Genomic DNA, 19,606 nt, shown 5'->3' with positions numbered 1-19,606 from the left:
CCATGGCCACCCCTTTGCTCTTCAACGCCTTTGTCATGAACACGACCTCGCACATCCACCACGGCCAGTGGCGCCGCCCGGACGCGCACCAGCGCGAGTTCAACGACGTCAACACCTGGATCAACCTCGCCAAGCTGCTGGAGGAGGCCCGCTTCGACGGCATGTTCTTCGCCGACGTCACGGGGCTTTACGGCGACGCCGACGCCCCCTACGACGTCTACGTCAAGGAGGGGCTGCAGATCCCCAGCAACGACCCGACCGTGCTCCTGAGTGCGCTCGCCGTCAACACGAAGCACCTGGGCCTGGCCCTGACCTCCAACGTGATGCAGTCCCACCCCTTCCACTTCGCGCGCCAGGTCTCCACGCTCGATCACATCAGCAACGGCCGCGTGGCCTGGAACATCGTCACCGGCATGCAGGACAACGGCGCCCGCAACTTCGGCCTGCCGCGCCTCGTGGATCACGACGAGCGCTACGCGTGGGCCGACGAGTACGTGGACGTCACCTACAAGCTGTGGGAGGGCTCCTGGGAGGAGGACGCCCTCAAGCAGGACACGAGCGGGGACCACGCCGACCCGGCGAAGATCCACAAGATCCATCACGTGGGCCAGCGCTACTCGGTGGAGGGACCGCACCTTCCTTCGCCCTCGCCGCAGCGCACGCCCGTGCTGTACCAGGCCGGCTCCTCCGAGGCCGGGCTGCGCTTCGCCGCAAAGCACGCGGAGGCGACGTTCATCATCGCCCCGAGCCCGGAGATCGCGCGCCAGCAGATCGAGAAGACCCGCGCGCTCGCCGTCGAGTTCGGGCGCGAGCCCGGGGATATCAAGTTCTTCCAGGGCCTGAGCTTCGTGGTCGCCGAGACCGAGGAGGAGGCGCGCGCCAAGGCCGAGGAGTACTTCGAGTACGTGTCCTCCGACGGCTACGCGGCGCACGCTGCGCTCGTGGATCCGGACGGGCGCGTCTACCCGCCGGAGACCAAGCTCAAGGACGTGCAGACGAACTCGGCCCGCGGCTTCGCCGAGTGGCTCTCCAAGCACATCACCGACCGCGAGTCACTCGTGGCGGACCTCGCGCGGCAGCGCGCGCAGCAGGGGACCATCGTTGGCACGCCGGAGCAGATCGCCGACGCGCTCGAGGTGTGGCAGGCGGCCGGCGTGGACGGCATCAACGTCATCAACTGGGTGATCCCCGGCTCCTTCGAGGAGTTCGCCGACCAGATCCTGCCCACGCTGCGCGAGCGCGGCCTGGCCAAGCGCGAGTACGAGGAGGGGCCGCTGCGCCAGAAGCTCTTCGGCGCGCCGCGCCTGAACGAGCGCCACCCGGCGGCCGCCTACCGCGGGGCGTTCAGCGAGGCTGGCGCCACGGCCTGAGCGCCGGGGAGGCCGGGAAGGGCGCCGTGCGCCCAACCCGGCCGCCCGCCGTCGGGCATTCCGACCCACCCCTGCGGCATGATGGAACCGTGAGCGAGATGCACAGCGAAGAGACCGCCCTTCCGAGCGCCGAGGTGCGCGAGGAGTACGCCCAGCTCGTCGAGGACGTGCGCCGCTTCCGCGCGGCGTACTACGACAACGACACCTCGCTGATCTCTGACGCCGAGTTCGACGAGCTCTTCGTGCGCCTGGAGCGGCTCGAGGCCGAGCACCCCGAGCTGGTCACGAGCGACTCGCCCACGCAGGAGGTCGGCGGCGACGTTTCCACGGCGTTTGCACCGGTGAAGCACCCCACGCGCATGTACTCGCTGGAGGACGTCTTCAGCCTCGAGGAACTGCGGGCCTGGATCGAGCGTGCAACGGAGCAGGCGGCCCAAGCGGCCCCCGGCGTTCCGCTGCGCTGGCTCAGCGAGGCCAAGATCGACGGCCTCGCCATCAACCTCATCTACCGCGACGGCGTGCTCGTCACGGCGGCCACGCGCGGCGACGGCACCACGGGCGAGGACGTCACCGCCAATGTGCGCACCATCAAGGAGATCCCGCAGAAGCTGGCAGGCTCCGGTTGGCCGGCCGAGCTGGAGGTCCGCGGCGAGGTCTTCATCGCGTCCAAGGACTTCGAGGCCTTCAACGCCAAGCTGCGCGAGGAGGGCAAGGCCGAGCTCGCGAACCCCCGCAACGCCGCGGCCGGCTCGCTGCGCCAGAAGGACCCGGCCAAGACCGCCCAGCGCCCCTTGAGCATGTTTGCCCACGGCATCGGCACCCGCGACGGGCTTGCGATCGAGTCGCAGTACGCCACCTACGAGCAGCTCGCCGCGTGGGGCCTGCCGGTCTCTCCGTACAGCCAGCTGCTGAACAACATCGACGAGATCCTCGCGTTCATTGCCGAGAAGGGCGAGCACCGCCACGACCTGATCCACGAGATCGACGGCATCGTGATCAAGGCCGACGATTTCGCGATCCAGCGCGCCCTGGGCTACACCTCGCGTGTGCCGCGCTGGGCCGTGGCGTACAAGTACCCGCCGGAGGAGGTCCACACCGAGCTGCTGGACATCCGCGTCAACGTGGGCCGCACGGGCCGCGTGACCCCGTACGGCGTCATGGAGCCCGTCAAGGTCGCCGGCTCCACGGTGGCCATGGCCACGCTGCACAACCAGGACGTGGTGAAGGCCAAGAACGTCCTCATCGGCGACATCGTGATCCTGCGCAAGGCGGGCGACGTCATCCCGGAGATCGTGGGCCCCGTGCTCCCGCTGCGCGAGGGCCGCGAGGACCAGCTGCGCGCGTTCGTCATGCCGGAGAACTGCCCCTCCTGCGGCACGCCCCTGCGTGCCATGAAGGAGGGCGACATCGACCTGCGCTGCCCCAACGCCGAGCACTGCCCGGCGCAGCTGAGCCAGCGCGTGGAGCACCTCGCCTCGCGCGGCGCCTTCGACATCGAGGCGCTCGGCGCGGAGGCGGCGATCGCCCTCACGGTGGGCGCGGGCCCCGATCCCGCCACGCTGCCCGGCGGCGTGCCGGAGCCGGCCGGCCCGGGCCCGCTGACCACCGAGGCCGACCTCTTCGAGCTCGTGAACCCGGACTCCGAGGTCTCGCTCGCCCTGGAACACGTGCGCGTGTGGCGCGAGAAGAAGTCGAAGGGCGTGGGTACCGGCAAGTGGGAGGCGGTCCCGTACTTCTGGCGCAAGGCCACGGCCAAGGACGTCAAGAAGAACCCGGAGCTCGCGCTGGGCCAGCTCGTGCCCAACGCCAATACGGGCAAGCTGCACACCCAGGTGGGGCTGGCCATGACGCGCGATCTCTGGCGCGTGCTCGTGGCCCTGTCCATCCGCCACGTGGGCCCCACGGCCTCCCGCGCCCTGGCCACGCGCTTCGGCTCGATGGACGCGCTGGAGGAGGCCGTCAAGGACCCGGAGGCGATCGCCAAGCTCTCGGAGATCGACGGCGTGGGCACCATCATCGCGGAGTCGCTCGTGGAGTGGTTCACGGGCGAGGAGAACGCCTGGCACCGCGAGATCGTGGCCAAGTGGAAGGCGGCCTGGGAGGCCAACGGCCACCAGATGGCCGACGAGCGCGACGAGTCCCTCGCCGCGACGCTCGAGGGGCTCACCATCGTGGTGACCGGCACCCTGCCGAACTTCTCGCGCGACGAGGCCAAGGAGGCCATCATCGTGCGCGGCGGCAAGGCCTCCGGCTCGGTCTCCAAGAAGACGAGCTTCGTGGTGGCCGGCGAGGCGGCCGGCTCCAAGCTGGAGAAGGCCGAGCAGCTCGGCGTGCCCGTCCTGGACGAGGACGGCTTCCGCCGCCTCCTCGAGGGAGGCGCCGCCGCCGTCGCGGGGGACGTGGATTCCGTGCCCGACGACGCGGCGTCGCCCGAGGCGGGCGAGGGCGAGTGAAGCTCGTCCCCGGCACCGAAAACCTTCCAGCCACGCTGGGCCTCGTGGCGCGCGTGGCGTCGTCGGCCGGCGCGCGCGTGCTCGCGGGGCGCCCGGCGGGGGCGCTGGACGCCGTGAGCGAGACGAAGAGCGCGGGCGGCGACTGGGTCACCGAGTTCGACCGCGGCGCCGAGCGGGCCGTGCGTGAGCTGCTCGGCAGCATGCGCCCGGCCGACGTCCTGACGGGGGAGGAGTACGCCGCGTCCACGCCCGAGGACGCGAGCGGCTACCGCTGGAGCATCGACCCGCTGGATGGCACCGCCAACTTCGTGCGGGGCATCGTCTACTACGCCACCTCTGTGGGCGTGTGCGGTCCGGGCCCGGACGGCACCGAGGTGTGGCTCGCCGGGGCCGTCACGGCGCCCGCCCTGCGCTGCCAGTACTTCGCCGCGCGCGGCGAGGGTGCCTACAAGGTGGGCTGGAACCCGGAGACGGGCGAGGCCGAGGGCGAGCCGGTGCGACTGCACGGCCCCCAGGGCGGGCGCGCCGACGCAATCCTCGCCACGGGCTTCGGCTACGACCCGGCGGTGCGCCAGGAGCAGGCGGCGGCGCTGGCCCGCATGCTCCCCGGCTTTGCGAACGTGCGCCGGCTCGGCTCGGCCGCGCTGGATCTGTGCCTCGTGGCTGAGGGGGTCCTGGACGCGTACGCCGAGCGCGGGATCCGCGAGTGGGACTACGCCGCTGGCGCACTCATCGCCGCAGAGGCCGGGGTGCCCGTAGTGCGCCCGGCGTTCGACGGCGACTGGCAGCTCGCGGGGCGCTTGCCCGTCGACCCGAGCCAGGGCTAGCCACGCCACTTCCTGTCGGGGCGGGGTGCGAGCCTCGAGGCATGATGGACGACCCCCGAAACGCCTCGGTGGAGGCGGCGTTTTGTGCTGCATGCGAGGCGGACGCAAGGCTTGGCCACGCGGTCGAGCGGGGGCATCCGGTGCTCTACGCTGCACGCCGCAGCTTTCACGCCATCGAGGATCCGGCCGAGTCCTGGTCCCTGCGCGAAGTGGGCGGCGGGGCGGTCGTGAGCTTTGGTCTTGGCAACACCGCGAGCCTGATCGCGGCCGTCGAGCGCCTGGTCCGCGACGGCGTCGTCGGGCGCCTGCCGGTGCCCGTGGACCTGGACTCCCTGAGGTGGCAGGTGATGCTGATCGAGCTGCGGGCGGGGGACGGCGAGGCGCACTTCCTGGCAGACACGGACGCCCTGTTGCTTTCCGTCGTGGATCTGGAGACCTTTGAGCGGCGAGAGCTCCCGGTGACACCAGGGATGAAGCTGAGCGACGAGGCGCTGCTCGCCCTCTTTTCCACGCAGGAGCGCCTCGACCGATGGGTCGGGCGGTGCCTGGACGCGCTGCGGCGAGAGTGGAACGAACTGGGGCTGCGCAGGGCGAGGTCGCTGGAGGACCGCCGCCGCGGGCATTGACCCGGCAGGCGGGCACCAAAAAGCCGCGGCCCCTCGCGTTCGTCTTGGGGCCGAACGCGGGGGACCGCGGAGAAGGTGCCGGGGCCGGCCAGATGTGTGTGTGGAAGGCCGGCCCCGACGTCCCCACGTCAGCGCGTGGGGAGGAGTGAGGCCCCGAGGGACGCGACCGGCAGTTCGGCCGGCAGCACCTCGAAGCGGGTATCGAGCCGCAGGGACGCGACGAAATCGCTGCTGGCGGCGCGGCGTGCGATGGCCGCGCGCACGGCCTCGGCCAGGCCCTGGGCCTTGGCCACACCGCCGCCCAGGACCACCCGGTCCGGGCCCACGCTGATGGCCAGCAGCTGCAGGGCCTGCGCCACGCCGTCGGCCAGCATATCCGCCGCGCGAGAGGCGTCGGCATCCCCGGCCGCCGCGGCGGCGAGGGGGTCGGCCCGCTGGCCGGGCGCCGGGCGCCACACGCGCGCCACGGCCGAACCGGAGGCCAGGGTCTCGAGGCAGCCGAGCTGCCCGCACTGGCAGCGGATGCCGCTGCCGACGGGCAAGTGCCCGATCTCGCCGACGGCGCCATCCGGACCGCGCAGCACGCGGGCGTCCCGCACCACGGCGGCCGCGAGGCCAGTGCCGAGGTTGAGGTAGGCCAGGGTGCCGCCCGTCCCGCCGTTGCCCACGTGCAGGGCAGCGCCGAGAGCGGCGGCCTTGACGTCGTTGTCCACGGAGACCGGAAGGTGCAGCTCCCACGCGAGCCCGGCCGCGAGGTCGAGCTCGTCCACGTCCAGGTTGACCGCGTGGCGCACCACGCCGGAGTGCGGGTCCACCATGCCGGGCATGCACGCGCCGACCGCGTCGGCCGGGACGCCGGCGGCGGCCACGGTCTCGCGCGCGAGCCGGGCGGCCTCCTGGGTCACCTCGGCCGGGCCGCGGCCCGACGGGGCCGAACGCTGCGCGAGCACCGCGCCATTGGGCGCGACGGCGGCGACGGCGGTCTTGGTGCCGCCGATGTCGATGTCACGCCTCATCCCGCGCTCCCACCGCCCCCCACGGCGCCGGCGGGCGCCGCCACGGGGAGCTGCAGGGCGAGGGCGAGGGCCTCGCCGACGGCGCGGGAGGCTCCGAAGGTCACGAGGTCGGCGCGTTCGTCGTGCGGCCAGCCGCACTCGATCACGAGCACCGGGTGCCCGGCGCCCTCGAACTCGGCGGCCAGCGCCCACGCCGGGTGGGCGGCGTCGAGCCCGCGGGCCACGAGCGCCACCTTGGCGCCGGCGGGCACCTCGGCGGGGGTGCTCAGCGGCACGCCGGCCGCGCCGGCGCCCCACGGCACAAAACCGGCGGCCATATTGGCCTCGTTCTCGAGCTGCACGACGGCGACCGGGGCCGGGTTCGCGAGCCAGGCCGGGACCGCCGCGCCGCGGCGGAACGCCTCGGCGATGCGCTCGGGCCCGGGCACGGAACCGGCGGAGCCGGGGACGGCGGCCGGGTAGGCGGCGGCCAGGCGAGACGTGCGCTCGGCCGCGTCCCGGAGGCGCTCCAGGCTCAGGCGACCCTCGGCCACGGCGGCTGCCACGGCGTCCAGCACCTCGCGGTAGAGCTCGGGGCTCGTCTCCGAGCCGAGGCAGAGCAGATCGGCGCCGGCGATGAGCGCGCGGACGGCTGCCTCGGGGATGCCGACCTCGCCGCTCGCGCCCTTCATGTCGAGGGCGTCGGTGACGATGACGCCCTCGAAGCCCAGTTCGCCGCGCAGCAGCTCCGTGAGGATGGCGCGGGAGAAGGTGGCGGGGCCGCTCGGGTCCAGCGCGGGCACGAGGATGTGGCTCGTCATGACGGTGGCCACGCCGGCCTGAATGGCGGCGCGGAACGGCACGAGCTCGCGGGCGTCCAGGGTGGCGCGGTCGGTGTCGATGCGCGGCATCGCGAGGTGCGAGTCGGCGGTCGTGTCGCCGTGGCCGGGGAAGTGCTTCACGCACCCCGCCACGCCGGCGGCCTGCAGGCCCTCGACCCAGGCCACGGTGTGCCTGGCGACGAGCTCGGGCTCGGCGCCGAAGCTGCGCGTGCCGATCACCGGATTCTGCGGCGAGGAATTCACGTCGGCCGACGGCGCGAGGTCGTAATTGAGGCCGAGGGCCTGCAGCTCGGCGGCGATCAGCTGCGCGGACGCCGCGGTTGCCGCTACGTCGTCGATCCGGCCAAGCACGGCGTTGCCCGGCTGCGGGGAACCCGTCAGGTAGTGCAGGCGCGTGACGTCGCCGCCCTCCTCGTCCAGCGTGAGCAGGGCGGAGGGGGAGAGCTCGCGCAGGCGCGCGGCGAGGTCACCGAGCTGCGCCGGGGTGTCGAGGTTGGCGCCGTAGAGGCACACGCTCGCGAGGCCGCCGTCGAGCCCCTCCCCGATCCAGGCCGGGACCGTGAGGCCCTGGAAGCCCGGCATGAGGGTGCCGGCGATGAGGCGCTCGAGCGCCGAGGGGGAAAGGGGGGGAGGTCATGATCAGCCCTTCACCGCCCCGCCCACGAGGCCGGAGGACATCTTGGACCGGACGATCATGAAGAAGATGATCACGGGCACGGCGACCATCGTGGAGCCGGCCATGACCAGGCACCAGTGGGTCTCGCGGGTCGCGGAGGCCTGGACCAGGCCGCGCAGCCACAGCGGCAGGGTGCGCACATCGTTGTCCTGCATGACCACGAGCGCGATCGTGAACTCGTTCCAGGCCTGCAGGAACGCGTAGACGGCGGAGGCCACGAGGCCGGGGGCCAGCAGCGGGAAGGTGATGCGCAGGAAGGCCTGCGTGCCAGAGAGTCCGTCCACCAAGGCGGCCTCCTCCAGCTCGGCGGGCACGCCGGCCACGAAGCCGCGCAGCATCCACAGCGTGAAGGGGATGACCGCCGCGGCGTAGAGCAGCGTCAGGCCCAGGATGTTGTTGACGAGGCCCCAGGAGGCCATCATCTTGAACTGCGCGATGAACATGCCCTCGGCGGGCAGCATCTGGATGAGCAGCATGGCCAGGATGAAGGACTTGCGGCCCTTGAAGCGGAAGCGCGAGATGGCCAGGGCGCCGAGGAAGGCCACGACGATGGCCACCAGCACGGTCAGCAGCGTGACGCCGAGCGAGATGCTCAAGGCCTTCACGAAGGTGCCGTCGGCGAAGATGTTCTTGAAGTTGTCCCAGCTACCGCCGAAGGGAAGCCACGTGGGCGTGGACTTCTGCAGCGTCACGGTGGAGAGGAACGAGGAGTTCACCATCCAGTAGACGGTGAAGATCCAGCACAGGGCGACGGCAACGGCGAGGAGGGTCCAGAGCCAGCCGGAGACGCGGCGGCCCGTGGAGACCTTGGGCTTGCGCACCGTGGTGGTGCCGGCTGAACGCCGGGCGGAGGTCGTGGCGCTCATGTCAGTCCTCTTCCTTCATGATCGAACGGACGTAGTACCAGGACAGGGCGATCGTCAGCAGCAGCATGATGACCGAGACCGCAGCGGCGGAGCCGAAGTCGGCCGAGCCCACGCCCATCTTGTAGATGTACGTGCCGAGCAGGTCCGTAGCGTTGGCGACGCCGCCGGCGTCCTGCAGGAACTTGATCTGCGTGAAGACGCGCAGGTCCCAGACGATCTGCAGGAGCAGGACGATGGAGAGCACGGGGGCGATGAGCGGCAGGACGATGTGGCGCGTGCGCTGCCAGCCGGTGGCGCCGTCCATCTGCGCGGCCTCGAGAACCTCTTCCGAGATCTGCGAGAGGCCGGCGTAGATGCTCAGGGCCACGAAGGGCACGGCCGCCCAGATGACGATGATGAGCGCGATGACAAAGAAGGTCGTGGGATCGGCGAGCCAGTTGTGGCCCTCGACGTCGAGGCCGAGCTTGCCGAGCAGGTAGTTCAGGACGCCGTTGCGCCAGTCGACGAGCCAGACCCAGACGGTCATGGACGCCGCGACGGGCATGGCCCAGGCGAGCAGGAGGGCGATCTGCAGGATGAGGCGGGCGACCTTGCCGACGCGCTTCATGAGCAGCGCCAGGAGGAAGCCGAGGATGACCGTGATGAACGCGGCAAGGAAGCAGAAGAGGATCGAGCGACCCAGGACGGCCAGGAAGTCAGGGTTGGTGAGGACCTTGACGTAGTTGTCGAAGCCCACGAAGTCCGGCGGGAGATCGGGGTTGAACTGCTGCTTGAGTCCGTACTTCTGGAAGCTGGTCTTGAGCTGCCAGAAGATCGGGTAGCCCATGGCGGCGATGACGATCACCAGCGTGGGGACGATCAGCAGCCAGGGGGTGAGGGAGCGGCGACGGCGGCGGGTGGGCGTGGCTCCCGTGGCGGGGGGAGCGGCCTCCGGGGCCGGGGACGCCGGGGCGTCGACGGACATCATGACCTCGTCCTTCATGGGGCTTGCGAGGGAAAAGAAGAGAAAAGGGTGAGGGTGGTCGGGACGCGAGCGCCCCAACCACCCTCGGCAAGATCACTGAGCGTTGAGGATCGGGGTGAGCTTGTCGTCGTACTCCTTGGCCAGGGTGGCCAGATCGGAGGCGCCCTCGATCTTGGAGAAGAACTCCTCCATCACGGAGTTGGCCTCAATCGTGGCCCAGCCCGGCGCGGCCGGGGTCAGCTTGGAGTTGGAGGCGGACTCGATGAGGGCCTTGGCGAACTGGTCGTCGCCCAGCGAGGAGACGTAGTCCGAGTTGGCCGGGCCGAGGCCGGCGCCGCCGAGCTGCTTCTGGAAGTCGGCGGAGAAGATGATCTTCATGAGCTCGCGGGACAGTCCCGGCTCCTTGGACTTGGCCGAGATGCCGATGTTGGAACCGCCGGCGAAGACCGGGGCGGGCTTGCCGTCGTTGCCCGGGAGCACGAAGGTGCCGAAGGTCTCGTCGTTCCAGACGCGGGTGTCCGTGCCGTCGACCTTCTTCAGGTCGCCGATGGACCAGTGGGCCCAGCCCGGCGCCATGATCGTGGCGCCGTTGAGGTTGGTCTTGGAGGTGACGTTGCCCTCGGCGTCGAGGACGGCGTCGGCGTCGTTCAGGAAGATGTACTGGTTCGAATCCTTGGCGTCATTCGGCGCGTTGGAGGCGGACTTGTACAGCTCCTACAGCTGCTGCAGGCCCTTCAGGCAGTTCGGGTCGGAGAGGGTGGAGACCCACTTGTCGCCGTCCTTTTTGGCCAGATCGCCGCCGTTGGCGAAGATCCAGGAGATGCCGTCGCGCCAGTCCTGGCCGCCCAGGAAGAAGCCCGAGAAGTCCTTGATGTTGCGCGGGTTCTTCTCGGCGATGGTCTTCACCGTCGTGTTGAACTCGTCGAGGTCCTGGGGACCTCGGTGATGCCGGCTTCCTTCCACACGTCCTTGCGGTAGAAGGCGTAGCGGGAACCGAAGTAGTAGGGCAGCGTGAACTTCTTGCCGTCCACGGAGCCGACCTCGACGAAGGACTTGAGCAGCTTGTCGCCGCCGAGCTCGTCGTACATGTCGGAGACGTCGGCGAAGGCACCGGCGTAGGTGAAGGTCGGGGACTGGGTGTTGCCCACCTCCACGACGTCCGGGGTGGTGTCGGCGTTGGACATCGCCGTGGTCGCCTTGGCCACGAGATCGCCCCAGGCCTACTCCTCGATCTTGAGGGTGGCGCCGGTCTTCTCGTTGAAGGTGGTCTTCAGGTACTCGCGCAGCTCATCCGAGGTGTCGCCGCCGGCGAGCCACAGGGTGATGGACTTGCCGGCGTTGGCCGACTTGTCGGTCGCGGGTGGGGCGGCCGAGCTCGAGGAGGCGGGGGTGCTTCCACCTGCGCAGGCCGACAGGGCAAGCGCCGTCGTCGCGGCGAGGGCCGCGATGGATACAAACTTCTTCTTCATCGAAAGAGTTCCTTCTTGTGGGTGACGGTCACGGTCCTCTCGCGCTGCGCGAGCACGGGCGGGGGGTCTGAGGGGGGATCGGGCGGCGGCGGGAGCCACCGCCCGGGTGGTGGGTGCCGTTCAGGCCACCCCGAGTTGGGCCCACAGGACGAGCACCGCGGTTCCGCGCAGCACGATGTCATGGGGGTCCTCACTGAGCCGCACCAGCAGCTGCGGTTCGCGCTGCTGCAGGGTGCGGTCTCTCAAGGTGGTGGCCACCGCCGAGGCGAGCTCACCGTTCAGGAGGTCCGAGGGGCCCGCGAGGACCACCTCGGCAAGATCAAGGGCGGCCACGACGGGCGCCAGCGCGATGCCGAGGCGCTCCCCGGCCGTGGCCAGGAGCGCGGCCCGCGCTGCGTCGTCGGGCGCCGCGGCCAGGGCTCGCCCGAGGTGAGGGGCGGCGACCCAGGTCTCGAGGCAGCCGACCTTGCCGCACACGCAGGGCTCGCCGCCGTCGGTGCCGACCGTGACGTGGCCGATCTCGCCGGCGGCGGAGTGTATGCCGCGGGCGCGGCGGCCGCCGACCATGAGGCCGGAGCCCACGCCGCGGCCGATCTTCACGAGGATCATGTCGTCCCCGCCGCCGCCGAAGGTGAACTCGCCCATCGTGGCGGCGTCCGCGTCGTTGGCGACGAGGGTGGGAAGGCTCGTGTGCTCCTCAAGCAGCGTGCCGAGCGGCAGGTCCAGCCAGTCGAGGTTGGGAGCGGTGAGCACCACGCCGTCGGCGTCGACGATGCCGGGCGTGCCCACGCCGATGCCGAGCAGCGGTGCGGTGGCGGCGGCGACGGCGCGGTCGGCGAGCTCGAGGACGAGGGCCGTGACGGCCTCGCCACGCTCGTCGGTGAGCTCGGTCTGCAGGCGAGTGAGGACGTTGCCGTCCAGGTCCATGACGGCGGCGCGCAGGACGTTGGCCTCGGCGAGGTCGAGCCCGACGATCTGCAGGCCCGTGCGGTTGACATCGACGAGGATGGCCGGCTTGCCCGGGCGGTTCTTCTCCGCCATGCCGAGCTCCACGACGTGGTTGCGCTGCTGCAGCTCGGCCACCAGATCGGAGACGGTGACGCGGGTCAGGCCGAGCTCACGGGAAAGGTCGGCGCGGGACATGGCGCCCTGCGAATGCAGGGTGCGCAGGACCAGCGAGAGGTTGTGCGCACGGCCGTGCGAGGGCAGCGCGGCCTGGGACCTGGTGCTGCGGCGCTCGGGGACCGTCGTCGGTGTCGTGCCAGTTAGTAGACTGAACTAACAAACAAATTGCAAGCCAGATCACAGTCGCCGTAATCAAACCGTGATCAGCAATGGGCTTATCAAAAAGCGCACGACGGCGTGGGTCGGGTGGGTGCCCAGCCTCGCCTCGGGCTGGGGCCCGGGTCGCGGAGTCGCGGGGTGGCGCGCCGCTGGCCGGACGGGGGGCTCCGGCTGGGCGCCGCGCCGTCGCAGCGCCCCGGGCGTGGCGGGCGACAGCCCGCCGGGAGGGTGCTCCGCCCTAGACTCGTGGTGGTCCACCGCGTTTCACTTGCGTGCCGCCGGTCCCGTTCGTTCGTTGTCGAAAGTTGCCTCTCTCTTGTCGCACCCCCGTACCACCTCGCGTTCGCTCGCCGCCCGCTTCCTGTCCCGTGGTCCGCTCGAGCGCCTGCCCAAGCGCGAGGACGACCGGCTCGCGCTCCTTGAACTCGTGGCGCGCCAGGTACTCCCCTTGGGCGAGTCGAGCGACGAGCCCGGCCTCAACCTGCGCCTGCGCGGCTTCAGCGCCGACACCGCTATGCTGCGACGCGCCTTGGTGGACCACGGGCTTGTCGAGCGCGCCCAAGACGGCTCGCGCTACGACGGCGTCCTAGAGCTGCCCCCGCTCGTGATCCGGCCGGCCACGGAGGAGGACGACGCCGAGGTCAACCGGATCACGGTGGCCGCGTACCTCGCGGCCGGCTACTTCCCCGATGCCCGCAGCGGCTACATGCTGAGGATCCAGGACGCCGCAGCCCGCCGCGCGGTGACGGACGTGTGGGTCGCCGAGCGCGGGGGAGAGGTCATCGCCGCCGTCACCCTGGCCGAGGCGGGGAACGAGTGGGCGGACGTCGCGGCCCCCGGAGAACTGGAGTTCCGCCTGCTCGTGGTTGACCCGCACATCCAGCGCTCCGGCGCCGGCAAGGCCATCGTGGCCGAGATCCTCGACGAGGCCCGCCGCCGCGCGGGCATCGAGCGCGTGGTCCTCACGACCAACGCCGTGTGGCCGGCCCCCAACGCCCTGTACCCGCGGCTCGGCTTCGCGCGGGTCCCGGAGCGCGATCGCTTCCCGGAGGACGTGCCGGGCCTGCACCTCGTGGTGTACGCGCAGGACATCTGAGACGCCCCTGCCCCCGCGCGCCGAACTCTGGTAGACAGAAACCGTGCCGCACGGGCACACCGCGCCCACCGTTGGGAGACCCCATGGCCGAGATCACGCACACGACCCTGGTTCCGTCCAAGTTGGAGCTGCTCGCGCGCTGGATGCGCGCCACCCCGTGGTTCCGCGGCGCCATCACGCCCGAGCTGGAGATCATCGGCGGCTTCCGCCTGGACGATCCCGAGGGCGAGGTGGGCCTCGAGTTCTTCCTGCTGCGCGACGCGGCCGACGGCGAGATCTACCACGTGCCGGTCACCTACCGCGGCTCCCCGCTGCCCGGTTCAAACGGCCACGAGGACGAGTCCTTCCTCGGCACCATGGAGCACGGCATCCTCGGTACGCGCTACGTCTACGACGGCCCGGCCGACCCGGTCTGGCGCACCACCGTGGCCGCGCTGCTGGATGGCGAGGCCGAGCCGCAGCACCGCACCGAGTCCAACACCCCCGACCGGACCATCCTGCTCGTGGGTGGCACGGAGGCCGGTGACATCTCCGAGGCCACCGTGGTCCGGCATCCGGTGCCTGGCGATCCCGAGGGCCCCGGCGTCGTGGCGCCGTGGGACGGCGACGACGATGCCCGCGTGCACTCGGGCCTGGTCCTGCGCGGCGAGGGCTCCTGACCCCACGCCTCAGAGGCGCCACTCCGGTCCCGAGCCGACCCGCGCCGACCCGGCACCAGAGGAGCCCCGGCCGCCGGGCGGCCGGCGGGTGGTCTCCCGACGCCCGCGCCGACCGGCGCCCGACGTCGCCTCGGCGGGCCGGGCGCGCGAGGCGCCCCGCCGCGTCGTCGTGCCTTGGCTCACGCCGTAGCGTGGCCGCCAGCGCGGCGGCGCTCCCGGGCGCACTAGACTGAGGGCAACACCGAAGTCTTCCCTTGGGAGTGATATGTCTGCCATCAGTCGTGACGACGTGGCTCACCTGGCCGAGCTGGCCCACATCGCGATGAGCGATGCGGAGCTGGACCGCATGGCCGGCGAGCTCGACGCCATCGTCGACGCCATTGCGTCCGTGTCCGAGGTTGCGGGCGACGACGTCCCCGCGACGAGCCACCCGATCCCGCTCACGAACGTGTTCCGCGAGGACGTGGTCGGCGTGACCCTCACGCAGGAGGAGGCGCTCTCCGGCGCCCCCGACCAGCAGGACGGCCGTTTCAAGGTGCCCGCGATTCTGGACGAGGACTGATCACTTTCATGACGAACATCATTTCGCTCTCCGCGGCCGAGCTCGCCGAGAAGCTGCGCGCCGGCGAGGTCACCTCGGTCGAGGCAGTGAACGCCTACCTGGCGCGCATCGCCGCCGTAGATGACGCCGAGCATGGCGTCCACGCCTTCCTGCACATCAACGCCGAGGAGGCCCTCGCTGTCGCCGCCGAGGTGGACGCGATCTGCGCCGCCGGTGGCGCCGAGGCCGAGGCCCTGCACCCGCTCGCCGGCGTGCCGATCGCCATCAAGGACCTCATCGTCACGAAGGGCCAGCCGACCACGGCCGGCTCCAAGATGCTGGACGGCTGGGTCTCGCCGTACGACGCGACCGTGATCGAGAAGATTCGCGCCGCCAAGCTGCCCATGCTGGGCAAGACGAACCTGGACGAGTTCGCCCAGGGTTCCTCCACGGAGCACTCCGCCTTCGGCAACACGCGCAACCCGTGGGACCTCTCGCGCATCCCGGGCGGCTCCGGCGGCGGCTCGGCCGCGGCCGTGGCTGCCTTCGAGGCACCCCTGGCCCTCGGCACCGACACGGGCGGCTCCATCCGCCAGCCCGGCGCCGTGACCGGCACCGTGGGCGCCAAGCCCACCTACGGAGCGGTCTCCCGCTACGGCGCCATCGCCATGGCGTCCTCGCTGGACCAGATCGGCCCCGTGGCCCGCACCGTCCTTGACTCCGCGCTGCTGCAGGAGCTCATCGGTGGCCACGATCCCAAGGACTCCACCTCGCTTCCCGAGGCGGTCCCGGCCCTGGCCGACGCCGCCCGCGAGGGTGCCTCCGGCGATCTGGCCGGCGTGCGCGTCGGTGTGATCTCCGAGCTGGGTGGTGAGGGCTACGAGGAGGGCGTCAAGGCGCGCTTCGAGGAGTCCCTGGAGCTGCTGAAGGCCCGCGGCGCCGAGATCGTCACGGTCTCCTGCCCCAACTTCAAGTACGCCCTGGCCGCGTACTACCTGATCATGCCCTCGGAGATGTCCTCCAACCTCGCCAAGTTCGACGGCGTGCGTTACGGCAACCGCGTGCTCCCCGAGGACGGCAACGTCACGATCGAGCGCGTCATGGGTGCGACCCGCGCCGCCGGCTTCGGCGACGAGGTCAAGCGCCGCATCATCCTGGGCACCTACGCCCTCTCCGCCGGTTACTACGACGCCTACTACGGCTCGGCCCAGAAGGTGCGCACGCTCATTCAGCGCGACTTCGCCGCCGCGTTCGAGCAGGCAGACGTGCTCATCTCGCCCACGGCCCCGACCGTGGCGTTCGAGCTGGGTTCCAAGATCGATGACCCGCTGGCCATGTACCTCAACGACATCGCCACCATCCCGGCCAACCTGGCCGGCGTCCCCGGCATCTCCATCCCCGGCGGCCTCTCCGAGGGCCTGCCGGTGGGCATCCAGTTCCTCGCCCCGGCCCACGAGGACGCGCGCATGTACCGCGTCGCCGCCGCGCTGGAGGACTCGCTCGTGAAGCAGTGGGGCCACCCGCTGCTGTCCGAGGCCCAGGATCTCGAGCAGGCCGTCGCCGCGGCCAAGGAAGGCAAGAACTGATGAGCACCGACGCTCTGGTCGACTTCGACGAGGCCCTCACGCGCTACGAGCCCGCCCTGGGCTTCGAGGTGCACGTGGAGCTGAACACCAAGACCAAGATGTTCTCCGACGCGCCGAACGAGTTCGGCGACGAGGCCAACACCAACGTCACGCCCGTGGACCTCGGCCTGCCGGGCACCCTGCCGGTCGTCAACGGCAAGGCGATCGAGTACTCGATCAAGCTGGGCCTGGCGCTGAACTGCTCCATCGCCGAGTCCTGCCGCTTCGCCCGGAAGAACTACTTCTACCCGGATAACCCGAAGAACTTCCAGACCTCGCAGTACGACGAGCCGATCGCCTTCGACGGCTGGCTGGACATCGAGCTGGATTCGGGCCGCGTGATCCGCGTGGACATCGAGCGCGCCCACATGGAGGAGGACGCCGGCAAGCTCACGCACCTCGGCGGCGCCTCGGGCCGCATCCAGGGCGCCTCGGCCTCGCTGGTTGATTACAACCGCGCCGGTGTTCCGCTCGTGGAGATCGTGACCCGCCCCATCCTGGGTGTGGGCGCCGATGCCCCGGAGCTCGGCCGCAAGTACGTTGCAGCCATCCGCGACATCGTCAAGGCCCTGGACGTCTCCGACGCCCGCATGGAGCGCGGCAACGTCCGCTGCGACGCCAACGTTTCGCTGGCCCCGATCGGTGCCGACAAGCTGGGTACCCGTTCGGAGACCAAGAACGTGAACTCGCTGCGTTCCATCGAGCGCGCCGTTCGCTACGAGATCGAGCGCCACGCGGCGATTCTGGACGCCGGCGAGTCCGTGGTTCAGGAGACCCGCCACTGGCACGAGGACACCCGCACCACGTCCTCCGGCCGCCCCAAGTCGGATGCGGATGACTACCGCTACTTCCCGGAGCCGGACCTGGTTCCCGTGGTCACTTCGCGCGAGCGCGTCGAGGAGATCCGCGCGACCCTGCCGGAGCTGCCGGCCGCGCGCCGCACGCGCCTGCAGGGCGAGTGGGGCTTCTCCGACGAGGAGTTCCGCGACGTCGTCAACGCCGGCCTGGACACGGCGATCGACGAGACCGTCACCGCCGGTGCCACGCCGGCCGCGGCCCGCAAGTGGTGGATGGGCGAGATCTCCCGCCTGGCCAAGGATTCCGATCTGGAGCCCACGGAGCAGGGCATCCTGCCCGCCGACGTCGTCGAGATCGAGGCGCTGATCGCCGAGAAGAAGATCAACGACAAGATCGGCAAGCAGGTCCTGAAGCTCGTGGCCGCGGGCGAGGGTCGCCCGGGCGCCATCGTCGAGGCCAAGGGCCTCGCCGTGGTGTCCGACGATGGCCCGCTGCTCGCCGCGATCGAGGAGGCCATGGCCGGCGCGCCGGACGTGGTCGAGAAGATCAAGGCCGGCAAGGTCCAGGCGATCGGCGCCCTCATCGGCCCGGTCATGAAGGCCACCCGCGGGCAGGCCGACGCCGGCCGCGTGCGCGAGCTGGTCCTCGAGAAGCTCGGCGTGCAGGGCTAGTTCTCCGCGTTCCCACTCCCGATCGGAGTGCCAAAAGTCGCCTCGAAGAGGCATTTCACGGCTTTCGGCACTCCGATCGTGCGTTCCCGGGTAGGGTCGCGCGCATGGGGGAGAAGACAGCACGACGGCGCGTGGGCGCCTGGGCGGCGCTCGTCGCAGCGGGCGCCGGGCTGGCCCTGGCCGGCTGCGCCACCGCGCCGGACACCCGGCCCGTGCAGGACGAGCTGGATCGATGGGTGGACAAGGTGCCGCTGAGCCAGGTGCAGCGGGCCGAGCCGAAGACGGTGACGTGCCCGTCCAGAGACGGACAGCGCCAGGCCGTGGCCGAGGCGAGCGGCAGGACCGCCGAGCCCTTCGACGAACGCGCGCTCAGGGAGCTCCTGGCGGACATGGGTTATGGCACCAACTCGCTCATCATCGAACCGCCCACGGACGGGTACATCCTCTCGGCGCGCCGCCCCGATGGCGGATCCCTGACCCTGCGCGCCCGCGGTGACGAGTTCTCCGTCTCCATCCTCGGGCCCTGTTCGTAGGGACCCGCGGCGGTAGGCTGGGATGCCCCTTCCCGCCACTGACCCCTTGGAGCACCGCGTGAGCGTCGACATCACCGTCATCGGATCCACCAACCTGGACATCACGGCCACCGTGCCGCGGCTGCCGGGGCCGGGGGAGACCCTGCTCGGGGAGACCCTGACGCATTCACCGGGCGGCAAGGGCGCCAACCAGGCCCTCGCCGCCTCGCGTGCAGGGGCGTCGGTGCGTTTCGTCAGCGCCGTGGGTTCCGATGCCGCCGCCAGTCAGGCGCTAGCCCTGCTGGAGGCCGACGGCGTGGACCTCGGGCACCTTCTGCGGGATCCCGCGCTGCCCACCGGCACGGCGCTCATCGCCGTGGATGCCCAGGGCGAGAACAACATCATCGTGATCCCCGGCGCCAACGCTTCCTTGGACGGCGCGGCGGTGACGCTGCGCCAGGACGTCGTCGAGGGCGTCGTGGTGCTGCAGGGCGAGATCCCGGCCGACGGCGTCGACGCCGCCGTGGCCGCGGCTCGCGGACGCGTGGTGCTGAACCTGGCGCCGGTGATCGAGCTTCCGCGCGCCGCCGTTCTGGCCGCCGATCCGCTGGTGGTCAACGAGCACGAGGGCGAGCTGACGCTCGCGCAGCTGGGGCAGGACCCGGCCGGGCTGGACGAGGCGGGCGTGGTGGCTGCGCTGCGCGAGCAGGGCGTCGCGTCGGTGGTCATGACCCTCGGATCGCGCGGGGCGTTGGTGTCCGACGCCGCGGGGACCGTTGAGGTCCCGTCCGTCTCGGTGAGCGCCGTGGACGCGACCGGCGCCGGCGATGCGTTTGTGGGTGCCCTGGCCGCGCGGCTCGCGGCGGGGGAAACGCTCGTGGAGGCGGCGCGCTTCGCCGCCCGCTTTGCCGCCGACACCGTGACCCGGCCCGGCGCGCAGGCCTCCTACCCGGCCAAGGGTGCGGTGTCCTTCGAGGCCTGATCGCGCGCCGCTCCGACGCGGCGCCGGAGCGCGCGCGGCGTTAGCCTGGGTGTCCGCGGCCGTTCGGCCGGTCAGGGGGAGTGTCCGGCCCGAGCCTCACGGCGAGGGGAAGGGCTGAAAGCAGACCCGGTCTCCCCGCCGCGGCGCCCCAACCAACCCGCCTACCCGGTGGGTCGGTAGTGGGCGCGGTGTGGCGGTGCCCAGGTGGGTTCGACGGTGTATTTGTGTTCGAAGCGCACGTGGGTGCCTGGGTGGTGGGTGACTTTGAGTCTGCCGCGGTCGATTTCGTGGTGGTGGAAGTTGCACAGCAGGATCGCGTTGGTGATGTTGGTTTTGCCGCCGTCTTGCCA

General features: G+C 71.1%; 20 protein-coding genes and 1 pseudogene. 11 read left to right on the top strand and 10 right to left on the bottom strand.

The genetic code is table 11. From position 1 onward, the window contains the following. The first annotated feature begins 2 nt into the window (after positions 1–2). The 4 genes from DWB68_RS09765 (at position 3) to DWB68_RS09750 (ending at position 5,276) form a co-directional block, all read left to right on the top strand. Positions 3–1,370 carry an NtaA/DmoA family FMN-dependent monooxygenase gene (locus DWB68_RS09765; protein ID WP_119424956.1) on the top strand — a complete coding sequence of 456 codons (1,368 nt, stop codon included), beginning with the start codon at positions 3–5 and terminating at the stop codon, positions 1,368–1,370. A 98-nt stretch (positions 1,371–1,468) separates the two neighbouring features. Further along, a complete protein-coding gene (gene ligA, locus DWB68_RS09760; protein ID WP_119424996.1) occupies positions 1,469–3,823 on the top strand; it encodes an NAD-dependent DNA ligase LigA in 2,355 nt (784 codons plus the stop codon). Continuing rightward, positions 3,820–4,650, top strand: a complete 831-nt coding sequence (locus DWB68_RS09755; RefSeq protein ID WP_199700427.1) for an inositol monophosphatase family protein — start codon at positions 3,820–3,822, stop codon at positions 4,648–4,650. Before ligA ends, DWB68_RS09755 begins: the two co-directional genes overlap by 4 nt. A 41-nt stretch (positions 4,651–4,691) precedes the next feature. Next, entirely contained in the window at positions 4,692–5,276 is a 585-nt protein-coding gene (locus tag DWB68_RS09750; RefSeq protein ID WP_119424955.1) for a hypothetical protein, read from the top strand. 128 nt (positions 5,277–5,404) lie between these two features. Here the strand turns inward: DWB68_RS09750 and DWB68_RS09745 are convergent, their stop codons facing one another. From DWB68_RS09745 to DWB68_RS09720, 9 genes are all read right to left on the bottom strand, one after another. Beyond that, positions 5,405–6,292, bottom strand: a complete 888-nt coding sequence (locus DWB68_RS09745) for an ROK family protein (RefSeq protein WP_119424954.1) — start codon at positions 6,290–6,292, stop codon at positions 5,405–5,407. Then, positions 6,289–7,695, bottom strand: coding sequence for a glycoside hydrolase family 3 protein (locus tag DWB68_RS09740; protein WP_119424953.1), 1,407 nt, complete (start codon positions 7,693–7,695; stop codon positions 6,289–6,291). The genes DWB68_RS09745 and DWB68_RS09740 overlap by 4 nt, the downstream gene beginning before the upstream one ends. 57 nt (positions 7,696–7,752) lie before the next feature. Further along, on the bottom strand, positions 7,753–8,655 hold the full coding sequence (locus DWB68_RS09735; RefSeq protein WP_119424952.1) for a carbohydrate ABC transporter permease: 903 nt from the start codon (positions 8,653–8,655) through the stop codon (positions 7,753–7,755). 1 nt (position 8,656) lies between these two features. After that, complete coding sequence (locus DWB68_RS09730; RefSeq protein WP_233548728.1) at positions 8,657–9,622, bottom strand: carbohydrate ABC transporter permease; 966 nt, start codon at positions 9,620–9,622, stop codon at positions 8,657–8,659. Between the two features lie 90 nt (positions 9,623–9,712). After that, positions 9,713–10,195 (bottom strand): type 2 periplasmic-binding domain-containing protein, encoded by a 483-nt coding sequence (locus DWB68_RS16735; RefSeq protein ID WP_233548727.1) that lies wholly within the window; start codon positions 10,193–10,195, stop codon positions 9,713–9,715. A gap of 138 nt (positions 10,196–10,333) precedes the next feature. Beyond that, the gene (locus DWB68_RS16730) at positions 10,334–10,525 is read right to left on the bottom strand and encodes a hypothetical protein (protein ID WP_233548726.1); all 192 of its coding nucleotides are present in this window, start codon (positions 10,523–10,525) and stop codon (positions 10,334–10,336) included. Continuing rightward, entirely contained in the window at positions 10,522–10,803 is a 282-nt protein-coding gene (locus tag DWB68_RS16725; protein WP_233548725.1) for an extracellular solute-binding protein, read from the bottom strand. Before DWB68_RS16725 ends, DWB68_RS16730 begins: the two co-directional genes overlap by 4 nt. A gap of 36 nt (positions 10,804–10,839) precedes the next feature. Continuing rightward, positions 10,840–11,088, bottom strand: coding sequence for a hypothetical protein (locus tag DWB68_RS16720; RefSeq protein ID WP_233548724.1), 249 nt, complete (start codon positions 11,086–11,088; stop codon positions 10,840–10,842). 120 nt (positions 11,089–11,208) lie between these two features. Then, entirely contained in the window at positions 11,209–12,231 is a 1,023-nt protein-coding gene (locus DWB68_RS09720) for an ROK family transcriptional regulator (protein ID WP_119424951.1), read from the bottom strand. 457 nt (positions 12,232–12,688) lie between these two features. On the opposite strand from DWB68_RS09720, the gene DWB68_RS17155 reads away from it, so the two are divergent. The 7 genes from DWB68_RS17155 to DWB68_RS09685 all read left to right on the top strand — a co-directional run bounded on the left by DWB68_RS17155 (position 12,689) and on the right by DWB68_RS09685 (position 19,256). Further along, positions 12,689–13,468 (top strand): GNAT family N-acetyltransferase, encoded by a 780-nt coding sequence (locus DWB68_RS17155; RefSeq protein WP_325048561.1) that lies wholly within the window; start codon positions 12,689–12,691, stop codon positions 13,466–13,468. 83 nt (positions 13,469–13,551) lie between these two features. Beyond that, positions 13,552–14,127: a maltokinase N-terminal cap-like domain-containing protein gene (locus DWB68_RS09710; protein WP_119424950.1), complete on the top strand. Its 576-nt coding sequence runs from the start codon at positions 13,552–13,554 to the stop codon at positions 14,125–14,127. A gap of 265 nt (positions 14,128–14,392) precedes the next feature. Beyond that, positions 14,393–14,689 carry an Asp-tRNA(Asn)/Glu-tRNA(Gln) amidotransferase subunit GatC gene (gene gatC, locus DWB68_RS09705; RefSeq protein ID WP_119424949.1) on the top strand — a complete coding sequence of 99 codons (297 nt, stop codon included), beginning with the start codon at positions 14,393–14,395 and terminating at the stop codon, positions 14,687–14,689. Positions 14,690–14,697: 8 nt separating this feature from the next. Next, positions 14,698–16,254 (top strand): Asp-tRNA(Asn)/Glu-tRNA(Gln) amidotransferase subunit GatA, encoded by a 1,557-nt coding sequence (gene gatA / locus DWB68_RS09700; RefSeq protein ID WP_119424948.1) that lies wholly within the window; start codon positions 14,698–14,700, stop codon positions 16,252–16,254. Further along, entirely contained in the window at positions 16,254–17,762 is a 1,509-nt protein-coding gene (gatB, locus tag DWB68_RS09695; protein ID WP_119424947.1) for an Asp-tRNA(Asn)/Glu-tRNA(Gln) amidotransferase subunit GatB, read from the top strand. The genes gatA and gatB overlap by 1 nt, the downstream gene beginning before the upstream one ends. Before the next feature lie 104 nt (positions 17,763–17,866). Then, complete coding sequence (locus DWB68_RS09690; protein WP_147391637.1) at positions 17,867–18,295, top strand: hypothetical protein; 429 nt, start codon at positions 17,867–17,869, stop codon at positions 18,293–18,295. Positions 18,296–18,353: 58 nt separating this feature from the next. Then, positions 18,354–19,256, top strand: a complete 903-nt coding sequence (locus DWB68_RS09685; protein WP_233548722.1) for a ribokinase — start codon at positions 18,354–18,356, stop codon at positions 19,254–19,256. A 161-nt stretch (positions 19,257–19,417) separates the two neighbouring features. On the opposite strand, the pseudogene DWB68_RS16710 reads toward DWB68_RS09685, so the two are convergent. Continuing rightward, a pseudogene (locus DWB68_RS16710) lies at positions 19,418–19,606 on the bottom strand (hypothetical protein); the annotation flags it as partial.

Source organism: Galactobacter valiniphilus, assembly GCF_003575975.1.
Classification (GTDB): Bacteria; Actinomycetota; Actinomycetes; order Actinomycetales; family Micrococcaceae; genus Galactobacter; species Galactobacter valiniphilus.
Note: the sequence above shows the minus strand (reverse complement) of the source record. Positions and strands in the feature narration are given on the sequence as shown.

Coding starts and splice junctions, on each gene's coding strand:
- DWB68_RS09765 (WP_119424956.1), top strand. CDS start 3: ATGGCCACCCCTTTGCTCTTCAACGCCTTTGTCATGAACACGACCTCG.
- ligA (WP_119424996.1), top strand. CDS start 1,469: ATGCACAGCGAAGAGACCGCCCTTCCGAGCGCCGAGGTGCGCGAGGAG.
- DWB68_RS09750 (WP_119424955.1), top strand. CDS start 4,692: ATGATGGACGACCCCCGAAACGCCTCGGTGGAGGCGGCGTTTTGTGCT.
- DWB68_RS09745 (WP_119424954.1), bottom strand. CDS start 6,292: ATGAGGCGTGACATCGACATCGGCGGCACCAAGACCGCCGTCGCCGCC.
- DWB68_RS09740 (WP_119424953.1), bottom strand. CDS start 7,695: ATGCCGGGCTTCCAGGGCCTCACGGTCCCGGCCTGGATCGGGGAGGGG.
- DWB68_RS09735 (WP_119424952.1), bottom strand. CDS start 8,655: ATGAGCGCCACGACCTCCGCCCGGCGTTCAGCCGGCACCACCACGGTG.
- DWB68_RS09730 (WP_233548728.1), bottom strand. CDS start 9,622: ATGATGTCCGTCGACGCCCCGGCGTCCCCGGCCCCGGAGGCCGCTCCC.
- DWB68_RS16735 (WP_233548727.1), bottom strand. CDS start 10,195: ATGGCGCCGGGCTGGGCCCACTGGTCCATCGGCGACCTGAAGAAGGTC.
- DWB68_RS16725 (WP_233548725.1), bottom strand. CDS start 10,803: ATGTCCAACGCCGACACCACCCCGGACGTCGTGGAGGTGGGCAACACC.
- DWB68_RS16720 (WP_233548724.1), bottom strand. CDS start 11,088: ATGAAGAAGAAGTTTGTATCCATCGCGGCCCTCGCCGCGACGACGGCG.
- DWB68_RS09720 (WP_119424951.1), bottom strand. CDS start 12,231: ATGTCCCGCGCCGACCTTTCCCGTGAGCTCGGCCTGACCCGCGTCACC.
- DWB68_RS09710 (WP_119424950.1), top strand. CDS start 13,552: ATGGCCGAGATCACGCACACGACCCTGGTTCCGTCCAAGTTGGAGCTG.
- gatC (WP_119424949.1), top strand. CDS start 14,393: ATGTCTGCCATCAGTCGTGACGACGTGGCTCACCTGGCCGAGCTGGCC.
- gatA (WP_119424948.1), top strand. CDS start 14,698: ATGACGAACATCATTTCGCTCTCCGCGGCCGAGCTCGCCGAGAAGCTG.
- gatB (WP_119424947.1), top strand. CDS start 16,254: ATGAGCACCGACGCTCTGGTCGACTTCGACGAGGCCCTCACGCGCTAC.
- DWB68_RS09690 (WP_147391637.1), top strand. CDS start 17,867: ATGGGGGAGAAGACAGCACGACGGCGCGTGGGCGCCTGGGCGGCGCTC.